We start from the raw sequence: 20,943 nt of genomic DNA on the forward strand, positions 1-20,943 counted from the left end.
CGGCTCGTCTTGAACTGATGTGTCGCGCTGATCTGGCGGACCGTCAGGCCGCCGCGCTCGCCGGCACAGCGCCGACACGCGGCTTCGCCTGCGCGAGATGCGTCTTCCAGGCTTCGATCGCCACCGCGAGCGAGGTGATCGCCCAGAACACCGGATACTCGAAGCCGCCGGTGTTCCAGGTCCAGCCGAACCCCTTCACGACCTGCAGCGCGTAGACCGCGAACAGCAGCAGCGCGGTGGCGCCGAGTGCGGCGAAGCGGGTGCAGATCCCGAGCACCAGGGCAATGCCGGCGGCGGATTCGGAGGCGGCCGCGATCACCACCCAGACCTCCGGCGGATGGAAGCCCGCCTTGGCGAAGAAGCCGGCGGTGGCGGCCGAGACCGTGCCGGCGGCGAACTTTCCAGCCACGTGCGGAAACAAAAACAAGCCGCAGATGATGCGAAGAATGTTCAGGCCATTCGACAAATCAAAATTGTCAGCCTTGATGCGGAAGTCGTCCTTGGTGAGCCACATTGCTCATCTCCTTTCTTTCGCCACCATGTTGCAGCGAAGGCAGGAGCGGCCATTGCGGCAAATCAATCGCGTTCGCAGAAAAACGCAGGACTGGGTTGCGTCACCGCAATACTGGCTGTCACAGGCTGCGTGCACTCGACCAATTGTTGTCGGACTTCGCGGCGTCGAGTGCGGCTGCCAGCTCGTCGATCCGGTAGGGCTTTGACAGGATCCGGACGCCCGCCTCGCGCGCGGTGTGCACGGCCGCTCCCGAATAGCCTGACGTCAGCAGGATCGGCATGTCGCCGCGGCGCTTCTGGATCTCGCGGGCGAGCTCGACGCCGTTCATGCCGCCGGGCATCATGACATCCGAGAACACCAGGTCGACCGTGCGCCCGTCGGCGAGCGCGCCGAGCGCCGCCGCCGCGCTGGATGCGCGGGTCACCTCGTAGCCCAATTGGCGCAGCATCTCGCTGACCAGGGCCGCGACCTCGTCGTCGTCCTCGACCAGGAGGATCCGGCCTTCGTCGCGATGACGCGGTCGCGGCCGATCGAAGTCGACGAGATGGTGCTGGTGCTCGGAAGCGCAATGGTGCGACCGCGGCAGGTACAATGCGATCGTGGTGCCGCGGCCGGGCTCGGACTCGATGCAGACGCTGCCGCGCGACTGCTTGACGAAGCCATAGACCTGGGCCAGCCCGAGGCCGGAGCCCTTGCCGATATCCTTGGTGGTGAAGAACGGCTCGAACACGCGCGCCCGGATCTCCTCGGTCATGCCGATGCCGGTGTCGACGACCGACAGGCGCACATAGTCGCCCGCGACCTCGTCATCCCGCCAGTTCGGCAGATTGTCCCCGCGGACCAAGATGGTGCCGCCGGTCGGCATCGCGTCGCGGGCATTGACGGCGAGGTTGAGCACCACCAGCTCGAGCTCGCCCGGATCGACCTCGACCGGCCACAGCGTCTCGGGGAAGTCGAACTGCACGTGCACGTCGCCGCGCAGGCTGCGGTCGAGCAGCTCGCGCATGCCGCCGATCTGGCGCGCGATATCGACCGGCTCGGGCCGCAGCTCCTGGCGGCGCGAGAACGCCAGCAGCTGCCGGGTCAGGCTGGCGCCGCGCTGCGCCGCCTGGATCATGCCGTCCATCAGGCGGCGGCGGCGCGCAGGGTCGGCCTGGCGGTCCAGCATGTCCAGGCCGCCGGAGATCACCATCAGCAGATTGTTGAAATCGTGCGCGACGCCGCCGGTCAGCCGGCCGATCGCCTCGATCTTCTGCGCCTGGCGCAGCGTCTCCTCGACACGCGTGCGCTCGGCCATCTCGACGCGAAGGTGCTCGTTGGATTCCGCCAGCGCGCGCGTCCGCTCGACGACGAGCCGCTCCAGCTGCTGCGCGGCCTGCTCGCGCGCCTCGATCAGCGCGCGGATCTCGTATTGGCGGCCGCGCGCCCGCATCGCCGATTGCACTGCGCTCAACAGCGTGATCGGCTGGATCGGCCGCTCGAGCAGCGAGACGTTGCGCAGCGAACGCACGAGATTGCGCCGCCACGCGACCACCGCAGGCTGCTCCCTGTGACTGGTCAATACGATGAACGGCAGGTCGGACCAGGCGGGCTGCCGCTCGACCCATCGCGTGAGCGGCAGCGTGTCCGCCGCGAACAGTCCCTCCTCGGCCACGACGACTGCGCCGACGCGGGAGTTCAACGCACCAATCAGCTCCGCCAGCGAGGTGCAGACCCCGGTGTCGAGCCGGGCATTGCGAAGCAGCTCGGCCGAGGCCGGACCGTCGCGTCCGATCGGCGCGAGCACGAGGACACGCTGGTCCCGCTCATTGCTCATCCTACGTGCCCATTCCTACGGTCCCAAATCTGGGATGGCCTCGCCGGAATAGCGCGGGTTGCCGAGAAAAATGCCGCTGAAGTCTGTCAGCGGCGGGCCGAGGGTAATGCCCGCGCTGCCCAGGCGAAATTCGCGGATGGTGTGCTCGTGCTTCCCGCTGCGCTTCTTGACCACCGACAGCGCCCGGCGCACCGTCCCCGCGACCTCGAAATAGCGCAGCATCAGCACGGAATCGCTGAGGTAGCTGATGTCGAGCGGCGTATCCATCGGCCCTATCAGGCCATGCTGCGCCAGCACAAGGATCGTCAGCACGCCCTGCTGGCCGAGATAGCTCAGCAACTCGTGCATCTGCAGGATCAGAAAGCGCTCGTCCGGCATAGCATTGAGGTAGCCGTTGAGACTGTCGATGATGATCACACGCGCCTGGTCACGCTCGACGCTCAGTCGGACGATGGCGCCGAACTCGCCCGGAGACAATTCGGCCGGATCGATCTGCTGGAAGCGTATGCGCCCGGACTCCATGTGTTTCTCGAGCGGCAGGCCCAGCGTTCGCGCGCGGGCCTCGACCGTGCCGCGCCCCTCATCGAAGGCGAAGAACACGGCGTGCTCGCCACGCTCGGCGGCCGCAATCGCATAGGACAGCGCCAGAGACGATTTGCCGACGCCGGCGGCGCCGATCAGCAGCGCATTGGTGCCGCGTTCGAGACCTCCTCCCAGCAGCTGGTCGAGCTGAGGGTTGCCGCTGGGGGTGACCTCTCCTGCGAACGGCCGGTGATGCTCCGCAGCGACGAGCCGCGGAAAGATCCGCAGGCCGCCTTCGGCGATGGTGAAATCATGGAAGCCGCCGCGGAACGAGATGCCTCGCATCTTGATCACGCGCAGGCGCCGGCGCTCCGAGCCATACGCGATCGCAAGCTGCTCCAGCATGACGACGCCATGCGCCACCGAATGAAGCTGCAAATCGTCCTGCGACGACGACAGATCGTCGAGCAGGATGACGGTGCAACGACGCTTGGCGAAGAAATGCTTCAACGCCAGGACTTGGCGCCGATAGCGCAGCGGACTCTGCGCCAGCAGCCGCAGTTCGGACAGGCTGTCGATCACGACGCGCGACGGATTGAGGCGCTCGACCTCCCTGAACATCAGTCCGGTGGTCTCGCTGAGCTCGACCTCGGCCGGATGGAAGACGGTGAGCTCGCGTTCCGGATCGAGCGTGGTCTCCGGCGGCACCAGTTCGAACACGTCGACGCCCGCCAATGACCAGCCGTGCCGCTCCGCAACGACCTCCAGCTCGCGTAGCGTCTCCGAGAGGGTGATGTACAGCACCCGTTCGCCAAGGCTCTCGCCCTTGAGAAGAAACTGAAGCGCGATGGTGGTCTTTCCGGTCCCGGGCCGCCCCTCGTAGAGATACAGCCGGTTGGGGTCGAGGCCGCCGCCGAGGATGTCGTCGAGACCATCACTCCCGGTGGAGATCCGCGGGAGACCCTTGGCCCCGACCGCCGGGCTGCCAAAAAGCTCCTCCGTCATTGAAAGGCTCCCTGATGAAATCAAGTGAGTAGCAAACGGTTCTCGCCGCTGACGCTAGGTCCGGTTGGCACAGGCCTCGCGGCGAGAGGACAAGGAACACAGTCGATAGGGGTGGGGTTCCGATGGAACCAACCTGAAAGGCAACATAACGGTTCCATCGATGGAACCGAGCGGCCTTGATCGGTTCAGCTCGATCGGGCGACCGTATCGGCCATGGCGGCTCCGCGCGCGCCGAGCGGCTTTTCAGGCCCGGTCGTGGTATCGCGCGCGGTCTGGTGCTCCAGCTCGGCATCGAGCTCAGCGCCAATCAGGATCACGATGGCCGAGATCCAGATCCAGGTCATGAAGCCGATCGCGGCGCCGAGCGAGCCATAGGTCGCATTGAAGCTGCCGAAATTCGCGGCATACCAGGAGAACAGCGCCGAGCCGCCGAGCCACAGCGCCGCCGCGAGCGCACTGCCCCAGCTGATCCAGCGCCATTTCGGCTCCTCGCGATCCGGGCCATAGCGATAGATCAAGGCAAGCCCCAGCGAGACGCAGACGAAGATCGCGGGCCAGCGTCCGATGCGCAGCAGCAGATCGGTCACGCCGGACAGGCCGACAGAGTTCAGCACGAGCGGCACCACGACGATCGCGGCGATGGCCACCAGCGCAAACAGGATCGCGCCGCCTGTGAACAGCAGCGAGATGGCATTGAGCTTGATGAAGCCCCTCCGCTCCGGCTCGCGATAGACGACGTTCAGCGTATCGAACAGCGACTTCATCGCCGCATTGGCGCTCCACAGCGAGATCGCGAGACTGACCAGGAAGGTCAGGCCCAACGCTTGGCTGCCTTTTGCCGAGACCCGCGCGAGTTGGTCGCGTGCGATGTCGATCGCGCCGCCCGGCATCAGGCCCTGCAACTGCTCGAGGTGTCCGGTTATTTTCGCCGGATCCGAAAACAGACCGTAGATCGCGACCAACGCCGCCAAGGCCGGGAAGATCGCCAGCAGCGTGTAGAACGTCATGCCCGCGGCGAGCGCGACGATCCTGTGCTCGCCGACGTTCTCGTAGACGCGAACCAGCACATCCTTCCAGCCGCGCGCCGGGATCTCCGATGGCGAATCGGCGAGCCGTCCGCGGCCATCATCGACAGCGCGCCGCGATACTGGAGTCGCGTTCCCCTGCTCTGTGCGAGAATCGAAATATTGAATCAGAAACGCCAGCCCCAGCAGCGCCAGCATGCCTCCGGTGCCCGGCCCGCGCGTGCGGCCGACGCCGAGCAGCCCCATCTTTTCCTGCTGTACGAGGTGCGACTTCCTGGATCGACCAAACATGGGGAGCATCCGCTGTTGCACGGTGGAGCAACCGAAGCGGTGGGCGAATGTTCCGGCTGCTGCCGTACAGACCCACGCGCGAGGCTTTCTCACGCGCGAGGCTTTCGACGCCCGCAGCCGCTGCTGCGCGAACAAACAAGTTTGCCATGCGATGCCGCGATAGGGACACAACAGTTAATGTTCGGGCCAGGAACGGGCTCACGCAAGCCCGCGTTGCTACGATACTTTCTAACGCAAGGACAAACACATGCGCCGTCTGTTATTTGCTTCGTTGTCCGCCACGGCCGTGCTGGCGGGTTTTGCCGCGATCTCCCCCGCTTCCGCCGCGCAGGACCGCTATTGCCTGCAGGGACGAAGCTGGGGCTATCCCGGCAACTGCCAGTTTTCCACCTATGAGCAATGTCGGGCCACCGCCTCCGGCACCGATGCTGACTGCGGCATCAACCCGGCCTATGCCTTTGCCCGCCAGCGCGGCCATCACCGCCGCTACTGACTCGTTCGGGCCGGGCGCGTATCCCATGGGCGTCGACTAGGATCTCATGACCTCATAAAGCGGCGTCGTCGTGACTGCCGCTTGCTAACATTGCCTGCGAGTTGCGCCGCAACGTGACGCAGCGCACGCTAGTCCCGTTGGCTCACATCGCATCAGACCCACCGGATCAGCGCAGCGCGTCGATGCTGCAACGCCACGTACTTTCCTCCTCCGGCGCCGATCGGCGAACGGAACATTGCGCGTTGTCCTGGCTTATACGGCCACGCGTCTCGAACCGGAGGAGGACATCATGGACGGACTGATTTATCTGATAGGCCTGATCGTTGTCGTCATGGCTATCCTGTCGTTCTTCGGCCTGCGCTGAGACGGCCGCCATGAGCATGGAAAGCACGCCGGTCACCACGTCCCCCATCGGTCGCGTGGCGACCGAGCGGTGGACGCTGCAATGGACGCCGGTCATTGCAGGAGCGCTCACCGCCGCCGCCGTGTCGTCGATCCTGATCAGCTTCGCGATCACCGTCGGACTGGGCGTCAGCTCCACTGCGCCAACCTGGCGCGACGCCTCGGTGGCGCTGTGGCTGCTCTCGGGCCTGTATCTCGTGCTGCAGGCCCTGGTCAGCTTCGGTTGCGGCGGCTACGTCACGGGACGCGTGCGCGCGCCCTATGATCTGGCCGAGAACTTGGCCGAGAGCGACGAGACCGAGAAGCGCGACGGCCTGCATGGTGTCGCCGCCTGGGCGCTCGCGGTGGTGCTCGGCACGGTGCTGGCCGCCATGGTCGCCTCCGCCGCCAGTCGTCCCAATCCGATGAGCACGCCGCCCACGGCCAATGAACCGTCGGTGCTGAGCTACGAGATCGACCATCTGTTCCGCGCCGCAAAGCGGGCCCCAGGTCCTGATCTCGCGCCGGCGCGCAGCGAGGCCGGCCGGATCCTGTTGACGGCGTCGAGCCACAGCGGCGTCAGCACCGACGATCGCAACTATTTGGTTCAGCTCGTCGGTGCGACGACTGGGCTCGCCGGACCCGACGCCGAGCGCCGCGTCGACACCACCATCGCCAACGCCAAGACCGCGTTGTCGCGATCGCGCGCGAGCACGACGATCCTCGCCTTCTCGGTCGCGACCGCGCTGCTGCTCGGTGCAATCGCGGCCTGGATGGGCGCCGAGAGCGGCGGACGGCACCGCGACGGCAAGCCGGTCTCCGGCTGGATGCTGCACGCCAACCGCTTCAGCCGGCGGCGCGACTTGTGGCGGCGGCCGGTGTCGATGCCGGAGTAAGCCGACGACCGATCAAGCAGACAACGGCCCGGTCGACGACCGGGCCGTTTTCATGTCCACCAGCTCACGCGAGATGAAAACTCATCAGGCGCGCATCCTCGCCATAGCTCTGCAGCTTGCCATCGCTTCCCAGCCGAACCGTGACGGCAAACCCCTGCTTCGCCCAGAACGGCGTCGAGCCGCTGACCGCCACCAGCGACAGCGATGGCAGTCCAAGCTCGCGCGCATGACGGACCAGTTGCCGGACGATCTCCGACGCGGCACCGCTGCCGCGCAATTCGGGCAGCAGAGCCAGATCATGGATGTAGTAGGTGGATACGTCGCCAGGCAGGCTGCCGATCAGGACGTTGAGCGCCGGAGGGCGGCCCAGCTCCCATGGATGGCTGATGACGTAGCCAGCGATCGTATCGCCGGCCATCGACAACACCCGGCAACCCGCGGGATGCAGCCGTAGACGTTCGGCGAATACGGCGTGATCCTCAGGAAAGTCGGGATGGACGCGCGCCGCGACTGCATCGACGCCGGCGAGATCGTCCGTCGCCATCGCACGCCATTGCCACCCGCCCCCGCCGGGTTGACCCCCGCTCACTTGCCACTCATTTGGCTAGCGCCAGCCAGCGCTCGCTGGCCGACACCGCGGCCGGCCACAAGGAGTCCACGGGCTGTCCCCGGTGCAGCGCCTTGCCGACCTCGCAGATCGACATGAACGCCGACGAGCGTGCCTCCTCGGTCTCGAGCGGCTGCTCGTCGCTCGGGCTGCGCACCAGCCCCATCAAGCCGTTCAACATCTGCAATGCCGCCTCAGGCGGCGCCGCCTGCGCCGACCGCAATGCCGCCACCACCTGCTCGGCCTTCTCCGTTTCGGTCACCCGCGCCTCTCCGCTTCGAACCACCCGAAAGTAGCAAGCCGGACGCAGCTCCGCAACGAGGTGGGAAAGCACCGACCGTGGGCGCCGGCTACTCTTTCGCCGTGCCGGGCTCTGCCATCTTGCGGTGCTGCTTGGCAAGCGTCTCGGCCGGCACGACATTGGCAACTGATGTCTGCAGCTTGTTCTTCATCCCGGTGACGACGTCGCTCTCGCCGTCCATCATCGCTTGAAAACCCTGCCGCGCCACGTCGCCGGCATCGTCCTTCTTCTCGGTGCCGACCTTGGTGTCCATCATGTCGGCGCGGCGGAAGAACTCGGTCTCGGTGGCGCCGGGCATCAGGCAGGTCACCGTGATCTCGGTGTCCTTCAGCTCCTCGCGCAACGCCAAGGAGAACGAGTTGAGGAACGACTTGCTGGCGTTGTAGATCGCCTGGAAGCTGCCGGGGATGAAGCCCGCGATCGATCCGGTGATCAGGATGCGGCCGGCGTTGCGAGCGCGCATGTCGTTGCCGATCCGGTGGATCAGTTCGACCGTGCCGGTGACATTGGTGTCGATGACGCGGCGAATGTCCTTGAGATCCTGGTCCAGGAAGGCGTGTCCGAGGCCGCGACCGGCGTTCGCCAGCAGTGCATCGACCGGCCTGCCCTTCACCGCCGCATAGAGCTTCTCGACGCCCTCGCTGGTAGCGAGATCGGCCTGCACCGCCTCAACCTTGCCACCCTCGGCACGCAGCGATGCAGCCGCCTGCTCGATCGCCGGCTCATCGGCGGCGATCAGGACATCGAAGCCGTCGTCCGCACAGCAGCGCGCGAGTTCCAGGCCGATTCCGGTCGAGGCGCCGGTGACGATTGCGAATTGGCCGGATGATGCCATGAGAGTCTCCACGATACGCGTGAGCCGATGATGTCCGGCCAATCGTACCGCCTCGCATTCGTTCCTGATTGAGCGTCCTCGACAATGTCAACGCGGCGGACGCCGGAACCCGTTAGGAACCGATCGAGCACGGCAGGATTGTACGTTCCGTTTTGATGGATCTCACCATGCGGATCGTCCTGGGTTTAGTCTGCATCGTGATGCTGTGCGGATGTCAGCGCGAGGAACGGCAGTTGCGGCTCGATCCGCCAACGGCTGCCGCGCTGGACGGAATCGCGCTGATGTCCAACAAGATCGGCGGCGCGCCGCCGCAGATCTATTTCGCGCTCGACCAGCCCTATGAGACCAACGCCTACAATCTCAGCCAGGGTAAGCGGCTCTATAGCTGGTTCGGCTGCAAAACCTGTCACGGCGATGGCCAGGGCGGCATTGGCCCGTCATTCCTCGACGGCTGGTGGTCCTACGGACCGGAGACGGTCTCGATCTTCGCCTCGATTCGCGACGGCCGTCCGCACGGCATGCCGGCGTTCAAGGACAAGATGACGACCGAGCAGATCTGGCAGCTCGCCGGCTACGTCCAGACCATCGGCGCCTATTCGGCGCGGACCGCCGCTCCCTCGCGCAATGACGACAAGCAGACGCGTCCTGCCGAAAATCGCGCGCCGGCCGCGATCCTGTTCAATGAGGGACCGGTGCCTGTCCATCCCGACCAGGGCCCAACGCCATGAGGCGGCTGTTCACGCGATTGCTGTCGTGCCTGCCGCTGCTCGCGCTCGGCGGCTGCAGTAACTGGCAATCGGCGCTCGACGTCCACGGTGCGGCGGCCGTCAGCCTCAAGCATCTCATCGTCCTGATCGTCGCGGTATGCTCGATCGTCTGGGCGCTGGTGATGGTCGCCATGATGCACGCGCTGTGGCGGCGCCGCGACGCGTGGCGGGCGCCGCTGGATCTGATCGCGCCGCGCGAACGCCGCATCGGCATGATTGTGACGATCTGCGTCGGGCTCACCGCGGTGATCATCGCCGGCTTCACGGTCGCAAGCTTCTTCACCACGCGCAGCATCAGCGTCGCCGGCCAGGACGATCTCACCATCCGCGTCGGCGGCTTGCAATGGTGGTGGAGCGTCGAGTATATCGGTCCCGATCCGGCACAGGGCTTCGTCGGCGCCAACGAGATCCATATCCCCGTCGGACGCAACGTCCGCCTGCTGCTGCAAGGCGACGACGTCATTCATTCGTTCTGGGTGCCGAGCCTGGCCGGGAAGCAGGATCTCATTCCCGGACGCACCAACGAGATCACCATCCGGGCCGACAGGCCGGGCACCTATCGCGGCCAATGCGCCGAGTTCTGCGGCCTGCAGCACGCGCATATGGGCGTCCTGGTGATTGCCGACAAACCCGAGGATTTTGCGAAATGGGCGGACGCACAGCGCGCTCCCGCCGCCACTGCAGATGACGAGGAGGTCGCCGCCGGCCGCGAAATGTTCATGCGCAAGCCTTGCGCCGGCTGTCACAGCGTCCGCGGCACCCTGGCCACTGCAACCAGTGGTCCCGACCTCACCCATGTCGGCAGCCGCGCCTTCATTGCAGCCGGCCTCCTGCCGACTTCGCGCGGCGCGCTCGCCGCATGGATCAGCGATCCGCAGACGCTCAAGCCCGGCAACAACATGCCGCTGGTGCCGCTGACGCCGGACGAGCTGCGCGCGGTGTCGGCCTATCTCGCGAGCCTGAAATGACCGAGACCATCACCCGCGCCCAGATCCTCGATACGACGCTGGACCGGCCCCGGCTGACGAGCCAGCTCGCTAAGACCTGGAAGACCGAGCGCGGCCTGTGGGGCGCGCTGTCGACCGTCGATCACAAGATCATCGGCCGCCGCTACATCACAACCGCCTTCGTCTTTCTCCTGCTCGGCGGCGTGCTCGCCATCCTGATCCGGTTGCAGCTCGCAAATCCCGAAGGACGCATCCTCGGCCCCGACCGCTACAACCAGATCTTCACGATGCATGGCGCGAACATGATGTTCCTGTTTGCCGTGCCCGTGATGGAGGCGATGGGCGTGTATCTGGTGCCGCTGATGGTCGGCACCCGCAACATCGCCTTCCCGCGCCTCAATGCGTTCTCCTACTGGATGTTTCTGGCCGGCGGCCTCGTGCTGTGGATCGCGTTTGCGTTGGACATGGGGCCCGATGTCGGCTGGTTCGCCTATGTGCCGCTGTCCGGGCCGCAATACGCGCCGGGCAAGCGCGCCGACATCTGGGCGCAGATGATCACCTTCACCGAAGTCGCGGCGCTGGCGGTCGCGGTCGAGATCGTCGTGACCGTGTTCAAGCAGCGCGCGCCCGGCATGTCGCTCGACCGCATCCCGCTGTTCGTCTGGGCGATGCTGGTGACGTCCTTCGTCGTGATCATGGCGATGCCAGCGATCATGGTGGCAAGCACAAGCCTCATTCTCGACCGTCTCGTCGGCACGCACTTCTTCAATCCAGCCGAGGGCGGTGACGTTCTGTTGTGGCAGCATCTGTTCTGGTTCTTCGGCCATCCCGAGGTCTACATCATCTTCCTGCCAGCTGTCGGCATGGTCTCGACGCTGGTCGCGACGTTCTCGCGCCGCCCCGTGTTCGGCTATCTGCCGCTGGTCGCAGCGCTGATCGGTACCGGCATTCTCGCCTTCGGCCTGTGGGTGCACCACATGTTCACGACCGGCCTGCCGCGGCTCGGCGAGAGCTTCTTCACGGCGTCCAGCATGGCGATCGCGATTCCCTCCGGGATTCAGATCTTCTGCTGGATCGCGACCTTGTGGGACGGCCGGCCGGTGTTCAAGACGCCGCTGCTGTTCGTGATCGGCTTCATCGTCACCTTCGTGATCGGCGGCCTCACCGGCGTGATGGTCGCCTCGGTGCCGTTCGACACCCAGGTGCACGACACCTATTTCGTCGTCGCTCACTTCCATTACGTGCTGATCGGCGGCGCCGTGTTTCCGCTGCTCGGCGCGGTCTATTACTGGTTTCCCAAGTTCACGGGCCGGATGATGAGCGAGCGGCTCGGCCGCTGGGCGTTCGGGCTGATCTTCATCGGCTTCCACTGCACCTTCTTTCCGATGCACATCCTCGGCCTCGAGGGCATGCCGCGGCGGGTCTACACCTATCAGCCCGACCTGCCCTGGCATGGCCTCAACCTGTTCGCCAGCGCCAGCGCGGTTATCCTGTCGGCCGGCTTTCTCGTCTTCTTCATCGACGTCGTGTTGAGCGCCCGCACCGGCAATCTCGCCGGCGACAATCCATGGGACGCGCCGACGCTGGAATGGGCAACCTCGTCGCCGCCGCCGGCCTACAACTTCGCCCACATCCCGGTCGTGAGCGGCCCCGATCCGCTGTGGGAGCAGCCGGGCGCACTCGACGTCGCCAACGGGTTGCATACGGACCGGCGTGAGGTGCTGGTCACGACAATCACCACGGCGGAGGCGCAAGCGCGGGAATCCTCGCCGCAGAACTGCATCTGGCCGCTGTGGACGGCGATCGCCACCAGCGTGATGCTGGTGTGGTCGATCTTCTCGCCTTGGGCCGTCGTGTGGGGCTCGATCCCGATCGCGATCACGCTGATCGGCTGGTTCTGGCCCAAGGGCACGCCGGAGGACGAGGCATGAAGGAGCGCGTCGTCCTCGACCTGTCGAAGCTGCCGCTGCACGGGCTTGGATCGGCCAGCGTGACCTGGTGGGGCACGCTGGGATTCATGCTGATCGAGGGCACCGGCTTTGCGCTGGTGATTGCGGTCTATCTTTATCTCATGAGCCTCGCGCCGGTGTGGCCGCTCAATGCGAAGCCGCCGGATCTGCTACCGGGAACGCTGATGACCCTGGCGCTGGTGGCGAGCGTGATCCCCAACGTCATGCTGTCGCGCTGGGCGGCGCATCAGGATCTGCGCAAGGTGCGCATCGGCATGATCGTGATGTCCTTGCTCGGCATCGTGCCGGCGATCATTCGGGTCTTCGAGTTCGCGGCGCTCAACGTCAAATGGGATACGAACGCCTATGGCTCGATCGTGTGGACCCTGCTGGGACTGCACACCACGCACATCATCACCGACCTCGCCGACACCCTGGTGATGGCCGCCCTGATGTTCTCGGGGCATGCCGACAACCCGCGGCGCTATGGCGACGTCCAGGACAACGCGATGTATTGGAACTTTGTCGTCGCCGCGTGGCTTCCGATCTATGGCTGCATCTATTGGCTGGCGCGGACATGACGACACCGACGACCACGACGAAGCTCACAGCCTGGGCCGGCCTCATCATCGGTGGTCTTGGGTGGGCCGCGAACACCCAGCTCGGCGAGATGCTCGCGACGCCCGACTGCATCAGCCGGAGCCGGCCGTCAGCCATCATTTCGGCAGCGCTCCTGGCTGCGGTTCTGCTCGCAGCCGGGCTCTCGTGGTGGCTTGACGGCAAACCGTCGACCGGCGCGGACCGAACGCTTTCGTTCTCGTCGCGCCTCAGTGCGCTTACAGCTCTCCTGTTCGCCTTCGCATTGCTGATGCAGGCGGCCGCATCCATGGTGCTGAGCGGATGCGAGCGCTGATCACCCTTATGATCGCGCTCATGGCGCCGGCCGGCGCGGCCTGGGCCCATGGCGATGCGCCCGACGCCAATGGCGCGGCATGGACGTTCGACCCGTGGATCGTTACGCCCCTGCTCGCGGCGGCTTTGCTTTACCTCGCCGGTAGCGCGGCATTGGCGCGGCGCAGGCGATGCTCGAGGCCGGCGCGCGCGATTGCGTTCTGGAGCGGGTGGCTTACGCTCGCCGCGGCGCTGGTGTCGCCGCTGCACTGGCTCGGCGAGCATCTGTTCACCTTTCACATGGTCGAGCACGAGATCCTGATGGCGATCTCCGCGCCGCTGATCGTGGCCGCGCGTCCGCTCGGAACGCTGCTGTGGGCGTTGCCGCGCAGTGCGCGGCGGTGGAGCGGTCATGTCCTGAATCGTCCGCTGCTGCGGGGGACCTGGGCTTGGCTGGTGCGCGGCGGCAACGCCACGCTGCTGCACGGCGTCGCGATCTGGGCCTGGCACGTGCCGGCGCTGTTCGACGCGGCCGTCGAACAGGTCGCCCTGCACCGGCTGCAGCATGTGAGCTTCTTCGGCAGTGCCGTGCTGTTCTGGTGGGCGGTGCTGTGGCGGAGCGAGGCCGGCGCCGCCGCCTGGCACGTCGTGGTCACGATGCTGCATACGAGCGTGCTCGGCGCGCTGATGGCGCTGGCGCCGCGCGTGCTCTACGGCGCGCAAACCGCGACATCGGCGGCATGGGGCCTCACCCCGCTGGAAGACCAGCAACTCGCCGGGCTGATCATGTGGGTGCCGGCCGGAACGATTTATGCCGGCGCGGCGCTCTTTCTCATCGTGCTGTGGATCAAGAGGTCCAGCCGGAAAGCGAGGCAGTCCCATGTCCTCAATGCTGTCTAGATCGGTGCTCGTCGGCGCCGCCATTGTCGTCCTGCTCGCCGCGATCGCCGGTCCTGCTGCGATGGCATGGTCGTCCTCTCGGGAGAGCGAGCGCGCTGCGCGCGCCATGACCGGTGGCGACCCGGACCATGCTCCCGAACTGATGCGGCGCTATGGCTGTGCCGGATGCCACACCATCTCGGGCATCACGGGAGCCGATGGCCAGGTCGGGCCGCCCCTCACCGGCCTGCGCCAACGCGTCTACATCGGCGGCGTCGCCAACAACTCGCCGGACAATCTCGTGCAATGGATCGTGTCGCCGCAGACCTTCTCGCCGCGTACCGCGATGCCAGCGACCGGCATCACCGAAGCCGAAGCGCGCGACGTCGCGGCCTATCTGTATTCGCGTTGAGCCGCCTCACGGCTTCGGCGTCGGCCGTGCCGGCAGCGACTTGATGTAGGCCGCGATGGCGTCGCGATCGTGCTGCGGCAGCTGCGCGGTGTTGGTCACGACATCAGCCATCGACGAACCGACGCGGCCGTGGTCGGGCGTGTTGCCGGACTTGAGCAGCTCCGCAAGATCGGCTTGCGACCAGTGTCCAATGCGCGCCGGGGTGATGTTGGGATAGAACCCAGTGCCGGACGGATCCTGCCCGCCGGCGAAGCGCGTCTTGTCCTTGATGCCGCCGAACAGATCCCGCGACGAGTGGCACTCGTCGCAATGTCCGAGCGCTTCGACCAGGTAACGTCCGCGATTCCATGGCGCGTTGTGCAGCTGATCCGGCTTGATCTCGCCGGGACGGAAGTAGAGCAGCTTCCAGAATCCCACGAAGCGACGGATCTGGAACAGCAGGTACGGCACGTGCGGCGGCGCGCGGCCATGCACGGCCGGCAGTGTCCGAAGATAGGCCAGCAGATCGGCCACATCGGCCACGCTCATGTGCGAATAGCTCGGATACGGAAACACTGGGTAATAGTGATTGCCATCGGGTGAGACGCCGCTCAGCAGCGCGTTGGCCAGATCCTTCACCGTCCAGGCGCCGATCCCGTCCACGGGATCGCTCGAGATATTGGGCGCGCGGAACGTGCCGTAAGGCGAGGCCAGCGCGATGCCGCCGCCGAGCTTCAGGCGGTCCGACTGTCCCGGCGAGGCATGACAGGACGCGCAGTCGGCGGCGAGGAAGACCTGCTCGCCCTTCTTCGGGTCGCCGGCCTGATCCAGAAGGCCGGTCGCGTCCGCCGCGAACGCAGGCCGCGGCGCAGTGATCACCCAAGCAATCACCGCGCCCAACGCGATCAGGCACAGGCACGCCGCCGAGACCCAGGCCAAGAGTCGCTTCGACCGATGCGTCAACTCGCTTCGCTCCAACATCCGACGCGAGCGCAAACGCAAGGTAGCAGGCGAATGTTCCTGCCGAGGGAACGCGGAGCAGCGGTCCTTTTCTGGAACCTTAGGAACATTTGCCCCTGCCGGGCTTGAACAATTGAGCGTCGGGGCATCATCGCACCGCCGACCCGACAGGAGAGGATGAGACTGGAATGCAGGCAGGTTTTGCGTTCACGAAGTTGGCTGACCGGCTGACGAGCCTGCTGGAATTATCAAGCGAAGATCTTGATCTGCTGGCGAGGATGCCGAGTTCCGTTCGGAATGCCCTTCCCCACGAGGACGTCTGGCGCAAGGGCGATGAACCGTCCACGTGTTGCCTTCTGCTGCAGGGCTATTTGTGCTGGAAGGATATCGAAGCCGGCGCCGGCCAGATCACCGCGATCTACGTTCCCGGCGACGTGCCTGACCTCTATACGATCGTCTCACCGCGCGTGACCGCGCATCTCAGCGCCCTCAGCCCGGTCGTGGCCGCGTTCGTGCCGCACAGCTTCTTCCGCGATGCGCGCGCGCGATCCGTGCGGCTGGCGCATGCGCTGTCGCTGCTGATGCTGGCCGACATGGCGTCGCTGCGAACCTGGCTCACCAATCTCGGCAGCCGCGATTCACTCAGCCGGGTGGCGCACCTGATCTGCGAAATCACCGTGCGGCTGCGCGCCGTCGGTCTCGGGCGCGACCTGCGCTTCCCTTCGCCGTTCACGCAATCGGACCTGGCCGCGATCTGCGGCATCTCGCCGGTGCATGCCAACAGAACCATCCAGGATCTCCGCCGCAAGCAGCTGCTGCACTGGCACTCGCGCACGATCACGGTGACGAACTGGGACGGGCTGACGCGGCTGGCCGGCTTTCGTCCGGACTACCTGATGCTGCGTCAGACGCCGATGCTCGAGACAGCAGCCGCCGCGCAGCAGAGCACCGACCCACTCGGATCTCCGACACCCAACTGACGTATCGATCCGATGCTACGCGCGGCAACATGCAGGCCGCCTATCCACGGCGCCCGGACAGCTCTCCAGCGCGTGCAAGGCCTGATCAGGCGTCAGGTTCCGCCCGCCTTCGCCGTGGTGAGCGACTTCGCCATGTCGAGATGCTTCTGCAGCACCGGCACGGTCTGTTGCGCAAAGTCCGAGAGCGGAGATTTGGCCGCAGCTTGCTTTTTGTAAGCGGCGAGGTCCTTCTGGTGGTCGGTGACCATCGCTTTTGCAAAAGCCTTGTCGAAACGATCGCCCTGCATGCCATCCAGCTTGCTGTAGATCGCCAGCTGCTTCTTGCTCGGCTCGGACGGCACCTTCATGCCGTTCTGACTCGCCAGTTGCTGCGCCTTCTGCAGATGGTCGCCATGGTCCTGCTGCAGCGCCTGCCCGAACTGCTTCACCTGGTCGCTCTGCCCCTTCTGCTGCGCCAGCTTGCCCATGTTGACCTCGGACAGATCGCCCTCGATCGCTTCGGTCATGAAACGCTGGTCCTTGGCAGTGGATTGCCCTTTTGGCGCGGCCACGGCGCTACCGGCCATGATCAACGTCATGGCGCACGCGGCCGTGAAAGCCTGGATCGTTCTCACTCGATACGCACCGGTCATCCTGGTCATCGCTCATCTCCGGGTTGAAGCCTGACTGTCGCCAGAGCAAGAGTCCCGGTCGGCGATTGTTCCTATGACAGTGGCTGCCGCACTGATGCTTCTTCATGAGGCTTTCAGCTCGAAGTTCCCGCAATCACTCAAGCCGCGAGCGCCCCTGCCCCAGCGCCTGTGCAAGCACGTCGACCAGCGTCCCTCCCTGGGCCATGCTGCCGCGCCAGGCCACGATCTGATCAGGACGGATCAGTGCGAGATCGGCTTCGTAGAGATTGCGCAGTTCGCGCGGCGCGGTGACGATCTTCACATCGGCACGCGACTGCTGAATCGCGTCGCGCAGCTGATGCTCGTTTCCAGCACAGCCTTCGAACCGCAGCAGCGTCCATTCGAAGCCGAAGCGGTCATAAAGCGAGACATCCGGCTCCAGCCAGGCATGCGGCGCGCGGCCGCCGGGAAAGGCGCTCGGCACGTACACATTCGCAGCATCCGGCGGCGGCGCGGTGCCGTCCGAGACGATGACCGGCGAACCGTCGTAACGACCGCCGAAGGTGATGCCGGGGATGTTGAACTCGGCGCGCGCATGGCGGTCGAGATAGGCGCCGGCGATGCGACGCGCCTCTGCGCCCTCGTCCGTCGCGTCCTCGATCTCCGGCACCGCAGCGAACAGGCCGAGCGAATCCGCAAAGCGGCGCGCGTAATCGGTGTTGCGCAGCGCCACCGGACGGCGCTCGGCCTGGTAGCTGTCGAGCAGCGAGATCGGACTGAGGCCCTTGACGACGCTACCGAGCTTCCAGCCGAGATTGACGGCGTCCTCGATCGCCGTGTTGTAGCCGAGCCCGCCGGTCGGCGTGAACAGATGCGCCGCATCGCCGCCGAGGAACACCCGGCCACGCTGCATGCTCTCTGCGACCAGCGCATGACCTGCAGTCCATGTCAGATGCGACAGCACCTCGCACGGAATGGGCGCACCACAGGCGCGCTGGAACGCCGCCTTCGCATCGTCAGCAGTGATCGCGCTCTCATCCTCGCCGGGGCGCAGCTGAGTGTGGAAGGCGAACTCGTCACGCCCGTTCACCGACGCCATGAAGGCGCGGCGGTCGCGGTTGAAGCAGACATACATCCAGGCCTTGGCATGCGGGATGCTGGCATAGAACTCCGGCGAGCGGAGATAGACGGCGAGCATGCGGCCGCCCATGAAATCGCGCTGCACGCCGGTGCTGCCGCCATAGGAGATGCCGAGCGACTGGCGCACGGGGGAACGCGGACCGTCGGCGCCCACCAGAAACGCGGCGCTGACCTTCATCCGGGCGCCGTCGGAGAGCCGCTCCACCTCGGCCGCGATGCCGTCGTCATTGGCGACGTAACCAAGGAGCCGATGCCCGTAATGCAGCTGAATGCCCGCAAGCTCGCCGGCATGGCGGCGCAGGATCGCCTCGACGAATTTCTGCGACACGCGATGCGGCAGCTCGGCCGCGCTCCACGAGCCCGACAATCCCTTCACCAGCTCGGTCGCGCGCGCCGCCGACGGCAGCTGGAAACGCGCCAGCTCATGCGCCGTGTAGCGGGTGAAATAGGCGACATCGGTCGGATAGTCCGCGGGCAGGCCGGCACGACGGATCTCGTCGGCGAAGCCGAGGCGGCGGTAGTGCTCCATGGTCCGCGCCTGGGTGGCGTTGGCCTGCGGGTTGAAGGCCGTGCCCGGCTTCTCGTCGATCAGGATCGCAGACACGCCGCGGCGTCCGAGCTCGTTGGCGAGCATCAGCCCGCACGGCCCGCCGCCCACGATCAGGACGGAGGCGGTGAGAATGTCGGCCACGTCGCTTCTCCCTCGCGTTTGCAGGGGATGCTAGGGCGCGACACGAAATAGTCAAGCAACCTGACTATTATTCCTCCAGCGTATCGAAACGTGCGCCGTAGGCTCCTAGCCCTTGCACGATCGCGTCCATCGCAGCCTTGCCGAGTTCCTTGCGCATCTCGGCCTCGGCGACATCGACCGCGTCGCCAAAGGCCTGCAGCCATTCCAGCCCGGCCGGCGTGAAGCGGACGATGCGCGCGCGCCCATCGCGCGGATCAGCCTCGCGCGCGACCAGTCCCAACTCGGCGCATTGATCGACCAGCTCGCCCATCGCCTGCTTGCTCATCGACGCCCGCCGCGCCAGCTCGGTCAGCCGCGTGCCTTCGACGTCGAGATTGCGGGTGAGGCTGACATGCGCAATCCGCGTCTCGCCATGGCCGCCTTCGGCCATAAGCTCGAGCACGCGCGCCTCGAACCGCCGCACCGCATTGTTGAGCAGCCGGCCGATATTGGCATGGCGCCATGCCGTTCCGGTTCGCGCCGAAGGCGACATTTTGCGTGAGGATCTCGCATTCATTCTGGAGCACTCGCATCAAGGGCGATCAGCCCTGGCAGCCGTTCTTCGGATTCTGCCAACGGCTCATGTTGCACGCAAGCCGATCATTCTTCGGCCTGGTCATCGCCCTCATCCAGCTTCTTCATGCTCTCGAGAATCTTCAGCAGATAATGCAGCGCGTGCACCGTGTCGTTGACGGAAAAATCCTCCAGCACATGATCGTAATAGGCATGGATCTTCGGTAGCGCGAGCGTCTGCCAGACATGGCGTCCGGTCTCCGTCATCATCACGAGCCGTGATCTGCGGTCGCGCTCGTCCTGGGCAATCGTCACGTGTCCGTCTCGCTCCATGCGGCCGACGAGTCCGGCGAGGTTCTGCCGGCTGACCATGAGGTACTCGGCAAGGTCGCCGATGCTCATCCCGCTCAGGGCCTTGGGGCGGGACAGCGCGCCCAGTACGGCCCATTGCTGGGTCGTCAGTCCCTCCTCCTGAACGGCACGCGACCCCGTTTTATGCAACATATTAGCGCATTGATAGAGTCGAAAAAACAATCGGTTAGCCAACTGGATCTTCGTTTCCTGCGCGTTTCCGTCGAATGATACGGGATTATCCATGAACACTCCAGTTGCGCGCTCGATCATCGCATGCTAGATACGACAATATGTTGCATAAATAGTCGCTACTCAAGCGAAGATCGCGCAAAAAGGCGACTCCGGCAATTTCAATACGGGAGGATGTAAGGATGGCACGTTTCGACGGCAGGACGGTCATCGTGACCGGCGGCGGCGGTGGAATCGGAGGCGCGACATGTCGCCGGTTCGCAGCCGAGGGCGCCAAGGTCGCCGTGTTCGATCTGAACCCGGAAACGGCCGACGCGGTCGCGGCCGGGATTCGCAGCACCGGCCAAATTGCCGAGGCCTTTCGCTGCGACATCACCGACCGCGCAAGCGTCGATACGGCGCTCGCCGCGGCGGAGGCAAAGCTCGGCCCGATTGACGTTCTCGTCAACAATGCAGGCTGGGACATCTTCAAGCCATTCACCAAGACCGAGCCGAAGGACTGGGAGCGGCTGATCGCGATCAATCTGACCGGCGCTCTGCACATGCACCATGCCGTCCTGCCCGGCATGGCGGCGCGCAAGTCCGGCCGGATCGTGAACATTGCATCGGACGCGGCGCGGGTCGGCTCGTCCGGCGAGGCGGTCTATGCGGCCTGCAAGGGCGGGCTCGTCGCCTTTTCCAAGACGATCGCGCGCGAACACTCCCGCCACAACATCACGGTGAACGTCGTGTGCCCGGGACCGACGGATACGGCCCTGTTCGCCGACTACAAGCAGGGCGCCGGCAATCCGGAGAAGCTTGTCGAGGCCTTCACGCGCTCGATCCCGCTGGGACGCATCGGCCAGCCCGATGATCTGCCCGGCGCCATTCTGTTCTTCGCCAGCGATGATGCGGCGTTCGTGACCGGACAGGTGCTCAGCGTGTCCGGCGGACTGACAATGAACGGCTGAACAGGA

The 20,943-nt window shown here is 65.6% G+C and carries 25 protein-coding genes; 13 read left to right on the forward strand and 12 right to left on the reverse strand.

Going from position 1 to position 20,943, the window contains the following annotated elements; all coding sequences use genetic code 11:
• Positions 1-43: 43 nt before the first annotated feature.
• From ACQR1I_RS24865 to ACQR1I_RS24880, 4 genes are all read right to left on the reverse strand, one after another.
• Positions 44-514, reverse strand: coding sequence for a DoxX family protein (locus ACQR1I_RS24865; protein ID WP_434867984.1), 471 nt, complete (start codon positions 512-514; stop codon positions 44-46).
• A 118-nt stretch (positions 515-632) separates the two neighbouring features.
• Positions 633-2,330 carry a response regulator gene (locus tag ACQR1I_RS24870; protein ID WP_434867983.1) on the reverse strand — a complete coding sequence of 566 codons (1,698 nt, stop codon included), beginning with the start codon at positions 2,328-2,330 and terminating at the stop codon, positions 633-635.
• Positions 2,331-2,345: 15 nt separating this feature from the next.
• Complete coding sequence (locus ACQR1I_RS24875) at positions 2,346-3,857, reverse strand: ATPase domain-containing protein (protein WP_434867982.1); 1,512 nt, start codon at positions 3,855-3,857, stop codon at positions 2,346-2,348.
• 185 nt (positions 3,858-4,042) lie between these two features.
• Positions 4,043-5,128 (reverse strand): YihY/virulence factor BrkB family protein, encoded by a 1,086-nt coding sequence (locus ACQR1I_RS24880; RefSeq protein ID WP_434868437.1) that lies wholly within the window; start codon positions 5,126-5,128, stop codon positions 4,043-4,045.
• Between the two features lie 292 nt (positions 5,129-5,420).
• On the opposite strand from ACQR1I_RS24880, the gene ACQR1I_RS24885 reads away from it, so the two are divergent.
• From ACQR1I_RS24885 to ACQR1I_RS24895, 3 genes are all read left to right on the forward strand, one after another.
• Positions 5,421-5,666, forward strand: a complete 246-nt coding sequence (locus tag ACQR1I_RS24885) for a DUF3551 domain-containing protein (RefSeq protein ID WP_434867981.1) — start codon at positions 5,421-5,423, stop codon at positions 5,664-5,666.
• Between the two features lie 235 nt (positions 5,667-5,901).
• Complete coding sequence (locus ACQR1I_RS24890) at positions 5,902-6,030, forward strand: hypothetical protein (RefSeq protein WP_434867980.1); 129 nt, start codon at positions 5,902-5,904, stop codon at positions 6,028-6,030.
• A 10-nt stretch (positions 6,031-6,040) separates the two neighbouring features.
• The gene (locus tag ACQR1I_RS24895; RefSeq protein WP_434867979.1) at positions 6,041-6,943 is read left to right on the forward strand and encodes a hypothetical protein; all 903 of its coding nucleotides are present in this window, start codon (positions 6,041-6,043) and stop codon (positions 6,941-6,943) included.
• 64 nt (positions 6,944-7,007) lie between these two features.
• Here ACQR1I_RS24895 and ACQR1I_RS24900 read toward each other — a convergent pair whose 3' ends face one another.
• The 3 genes from ACQR1I_RS24900 to ACQR1I_RS24910 form a co-directional block, all read right to left on the reverse strand.
• Entirely contained in the window at positions 7,008-7,487 is a 480-nt protein-coding gene (locus tag ACQR1I_RS24900; RefSeq protein ID WP_434867978.1) for a GNAT family N-acetyltransferase, read from the reverse strand.
• Positions 7,488-7,539: 52 nt separating this feature from the next.
• On the reverse strand, positions 7,540-7,812 hold the full coding sequence (locus ACQR1I_RS24905; protein ID WP_434867977.1) for a hypothetical protein: 273 nt from the start codon (positions 7,810-7,812) through the stop codon (positions 7,540-7,542).
• An 88-nt stretch (positions 7,813-7,900) separates the two neighbouring features.
• A complete protein-coding gene (locus ACQR1I_RS24910) occupies positions 7,901-8,686 on the reverse strand; it encodes an SDR family NAD(P)-dependent oxidoreductase (protein ID WP_434867976.1) in 786 nt (261 codons plus the stop codon).
• Positions 8,687-8,853: 167 nt separating this feature from the next.
• Between ACQR1I_RS24910 and ACQR1I_RS24915 the strand changes: the two genes are divergently transcribed.
• The 7 genes from ACQR1I_RS24915 to ACQR1I_RS24945 are packed head-to-tail and all read left to right on the forward strand — an operon-like array spanning position 8,854 to position 14,531.
• On the forward strand, positions 8,854-9,414 hold the full coding sequence (locus ACQR1I_RS24915) for a c-type cytochrome (protein ID WP_434867975.1): 561 nt from the start codon (positions 8,854-8,856) through the stop codon (positions 9,412-9,414).
• Positions 9,411-10,421 (forward strand): cytochrome c oxidase subunit II, encoded by a 1,011-nt coding sequence (gene coxB, locus ACQR1I_RS24920; RefSeq protein ID WP_434867974.1) that lies wholly within the window; start codon positions 9,411-9,413, stop codon positions 10,419-10,421. The genes ACQR1I_RS24915 and coxB overlap by 4 nt, the downstream gene beginning before the upstream one ends.
• Entirely contained in the window at positions 10,418-12,331 is a 1,914-nt protein-coding gene (gene ctaD, locus ACQR1I_RS24925; protein WP_434867973.1) for a cytochrome c oxidase subunit I, read from the forward strand. The genes coxB and ctaD overlap by 4 nt, the downstream gene beginning before the upstream one ends.
• Positions 12,328-12,930 (forward strand): cytochrome c oxidase subunit 3, encoded by a 603-nt coding sequence (locus ACQR1I_RS24930; RefSeq protein ID WP_434867972.1) that lies wholly within the window; start codon positions 12,328-12,330, stop codon positions 12,928-12,930. The genes ctaD and ACQR1I_RS24930 overlap by 4 nt, the downstream gene beginning before the upstream one ends.
• The gene (locus tag ACQR1I_RS24935) at positions 12,927-13,262 is read left to right on the forward strand and encodes a hypothetical protein (RefSeq protein WP_434867971.1); all 336 of its coding nucleotides are present in this window, start codon (positions 12,927-12,929) and stop codon (positions 13,260-13,262) included. The genes ACQR1I_RS24930 and ACQR1I_RS24935 overlap by 4 nt, the downstream gene beginning before the upstream one ends.
• The gene (locus tag ACQR1I_RS24940) at positions 13,250-14,140 is read left to right on the forward strand and encodes a cytochrome c oxidase assembly protein (protein WP_434867970.1); all 891 of its coding nucleotides are present in this window, start codon (positions 13,250-13,252) and stop codon (positions 14,138-14,140) included. The genes ACQR1I_RS24935 and ACQR1I_RS24940 overlap by 13 nt, the downstream gene beginning before the upstream one ends.
• Positions 14,121-14,531: a c-type cytochrome gene (locus ACQR1I_RS24945; protein WP_434867969.1), complete on the forward strand. Its 411-nt coding sequence runs from the start codon at positions 14,121-14,123 to the stop codon at positions 14,529-14,531. The genes ACQR1I_RS24940 and ACQR1I_RS24945 overlap by 20 nt, the downstream gene beginning before the upstream one ends.
• Positions 14,532-14,537: 6 nt before the next feature.
• On the opposite strand, the gene ACQR1I_RS24950 is transcribed toward ACQR1I_RS24945, so the two are convergent.
• Positions 14,538-15,473 (reverse strand): c-type cytochrome, encoded by a 936-nt coding sequence (locus tag ACQR1I_RS24950; RefSeq protein ID WP_434867968.1) that lies wholly within the window; start codon positions 15,471-15,473, stop codon positions 14,538-14,540.
• Positions 15,474-15,658: 185 nt separating this feature from the next.
• Between ACQR1I_RS24950 and ACQR1I_RS24955 the strand changes: the two genes are divergently transcribed.
• Entirely contained in the window at positions 15,659-16,450 is a 792-nt protein-coding gene (locus tag ACQR1I_RS24955; protein WP_434867967.1) for a Crp/Fnr family transcriptional regulator, read from the forward strand.
• 92 nt (positions 16,451-16,542) lie between these two features.
• On the opposite strand, the gene ACQR1I_RS24960 is transcribed toward ACQR1I_RS24955, so the two are convergent.
• On the reverse strand, positions 16,543-16,956 hold the full coding sequence (locus tag ACQR1I_RS24960) for a DUF4142 domain-containing protein (RefSeq protein WP_434867966.1): 414 nt from the start codon (positions 16,954-16,956) through the stop codon (positions 16,543-16,545).
• Here ACQR1I_RS24960 and ACQR1I_RS24965 point away from each other — a divergent pair.
• Positions 16,955-17,116, forward strand: coding sequence for a hypothetical protein (locus ACQR1I_RS24965; protein ID WP_434867965.1), 162 nt, complete (start codon positions 16,955-16,957; stop codon positions 17,114-17,116). The two genes, ACQR1I_RS24960 and ACQR1I_RS24965, sit on opposite strands and share 2 nt — an antisense overlap.
• Before the next feature lie 99 nt (positions 17,117-17,215).
• Here the strand turns inward: ACQR1I_RS24965 and ACQR1I_RS24970 are convergent, their stop codons facing one another.
• The 3 genes from ACQR1I_RS24970 to ACQR1I_RS24980 form a co-directional block, all read right to left on the reverse strand.
• On the reverse strand, positions 17,216-18,892 hold the full coding sequence (locus ACQR1I_RS24970; protein ID WP_434867964.1) for an FAD-dependent oxidoreductase: 1,677 nt from the start codon (positions 18,890-18,892) through the stop codon (positions 17,216-17,218).
• A 67-nt stretch (positions 18,893-18,959) separates the two neighbouring features.
• On the reverse strand, positions 18,960-19,448 hold the full coding sequence (locus tag ACQR1I_RS24975; RefSeq protein ID WP_434867963.1) for a MarR family winged helix-turn-helix transcriptional regulator: 489 nt from the start codon (positions 19,446-19,448) through the stop codon (positions 18,960-18,962).
• 83 nt (positions 19,449-19,531) lie between these two features.
• Complete coding sequence (locus ACQR1I_RS24980) at positions 19,532-20,041, reverse strand: MarR family winged helix-turn-helix transcriptional regulator (protein ID WP_434867962.1); 510 nt, start codon at positions 20,039-20,041, stop codon at positions 19,532-19,534.
• A gap of 128 nt (positions 20,042-20,169) precedes the next feature.
• On the opposite strand from ACQR1I_RS24980, the gene badH reads away from it, so the two are divergent.
• Positions 20,170-20,937: a 2-hydroxycyclohexanecarboxyl-CoA dehydrogenase gene (badH, locus tag ACQR1I_RS24985; protein WP_434867961.1), complete on the forward strand. Its 768-nt coding sequence runs from the start codon at positions 20,170-20,172 to the stop codon at positions 20,935-20,937.
• Positions 20,938-20,943 lie beyond the last annotated feature (6 nt).

It is taken from the genome of Bradyrhizobium sp. HKCCYLS2038 (assembly GCF_051167655.1).
Taxonomy (GTDB): domain Bacteria; phylum Pseudomonadota; class Alphaproteobacteria; order Rhizobiales; family Xanthobacteraceae; genus Bradyrhizobium.

Excerpts from the sequence above, each read along its gene's own strand:
- ACQR1I_RS24865 (WP_434867984.1), bottom strand. The coding sequence starts at position 514 with ATGTGGCTCACCAAGGACGACTTCCGCATCAAGGCTGACAATTTTGAT.
- ACQR1I_RS24870 (WP_434867983.1), bottom strand. The coding sequence starts at position 2,330 with ATGAGCAATGAGCGGGACCAGCGTGTCCTCGTGCTCGCGCCGATCGGA.
- ACQR1I_RS24875 (WP_434867982.1), bottom strand. The coding sequence starts at position 3,857 with ATGACGGAGGAGCTTTTTGGCAGCCCGGCGGTCGGGGCCAAGGGTCTC.
- ACQR1I_RS24880 (WP_434868437.1), bottom strand. The coding sequence starts at position 5,128 with ATGGGGCTGCTCGGCGTCGGCCGCACGCGCGGGCCGGGCACCGGAGGC.
- ACQR1I_RS24885 (WP_434867981.1), top strand. The coding sequence starts at position 5,421 with ATGCGCCGTCTGTTATTTGCTTCGTTGTCCGCCACGGCCGTGCTGGCG.
- ACQR1I_RS24895 (WP_434867979.1), top strand. The coding sequence starts at position 6,041 with ATGAGCATGGAAAGCACGCCGGTCACCACGTCCCCCATCGGTCGCGTG.
- ACQR1I_RS24900 (WP_434867978.1), bottom strand. The coding sequence starts at position 7,487 with ATGGCGACGGACGATCTCGCCGGCGTCGATGCAGTCGCGGCGCGCGTC.
- ACQR1I_RS24910 (WP_434867976.1), bottom strand. The coding sequence starts at position 8,686 with ATGGCATCATCCGGCCAATTCGCAATCGTCACCGGCGCCTCGACCGGA.
- ACQR1I_RS24915 (WP_434867975.1), top strand. The coding sequence starts at position 8,854 with ATGCGGATCGTCCTGGGTTTAGTCTGCATCGTGATGCTGTGCGGATGT.
- coxB (WP_434867974.1), top strand. The coding sequence starts at position 9,411 with ATGAGGCGGCTGTTCACGCGATTGCTGTCGTGCCTGCCGCTGCTCGCG.
- ctaD (WP_434867973.1), top strand. The coding sequence starts at position 10,418 with ATGACCGAGACCATCACCCGCGCCCAGATCCTCGATACGACGCTGGAC.
- ACQR1I_RS24930 (WP_434867972.1), top strand. The coding sequence starts at position 12,328 with ATGAAGGAGCGCGTCGTCCTCGACCTGTCGAAGCTGCCGCTGCACGGG.
- ACQR1I_RS24935 (WP_434867971.1), top strand. The coding sequence starts at position 12,927 with ATGACGACACCGACGACCACGACGAAGCTCACAGCCTGGGCCGGCCTC.
- ACQR1I_RS24940 (WP_434867970.1), top strand. The coding sequence starts at position 13,250 with ATGCGAGCGCTGATCACCCTTATGATCGCGCTCATGGCGCCGGCCGGC.
- ACQR1I_RS24945 (WP_434867969.1), top strand. The coding sequence starts at position 14,121 with ATGTCCTCAATGCTGTCTAGATCGGTGCTCGTCGGCGCCGCCATTGTC.
- ACQR1I_RS24955 (WP_434867967.1), top strand. The coding sequence starts at position 15,659 with ATGCAGGCAGGTTTTGCGTTCACGAAGTTGGCTGACCGGCTGACGAGC.
- ACQR1I_RS24965 (WP_434867965.1), top strand. The coding sequence starts at position 16,955 with ATGAAACGCTGGTCCTTGGCAGTGGATTGCCCTTTTGGCGCGGCCACG.
- ACQR1I_RS24960 (WP_434867966.1), bottom strand. The coding sequence starts at position 16,956 with ATGACCGAAGCGATCGAGGGCGATCTGTCCGAGGTCAACATGGGCAAG.
- ACQR1I_RS24975 (WP_434867963.1), bottom strand. The coding sequence starts at position 19,448 with ATGAATGCGAGATCCTCACGCAAAATGTCGCCTTCGGCGCGAACCGGA.
- ACQR1I_RS24980 (WP_434867962.1), bottom strand. The coding sequence starts at position 20,041 with ATGGATAATCCCGTATCATTCGACGGAAACGCGCAGGAAACGAAGATC.
- badH (WP_434867961.1), top strand. The coding sequence starts at position 20,170 with ATGGCACGTTTCGACGGCAGGACGGTCATCGTGACCGGCGGCGGCGGT.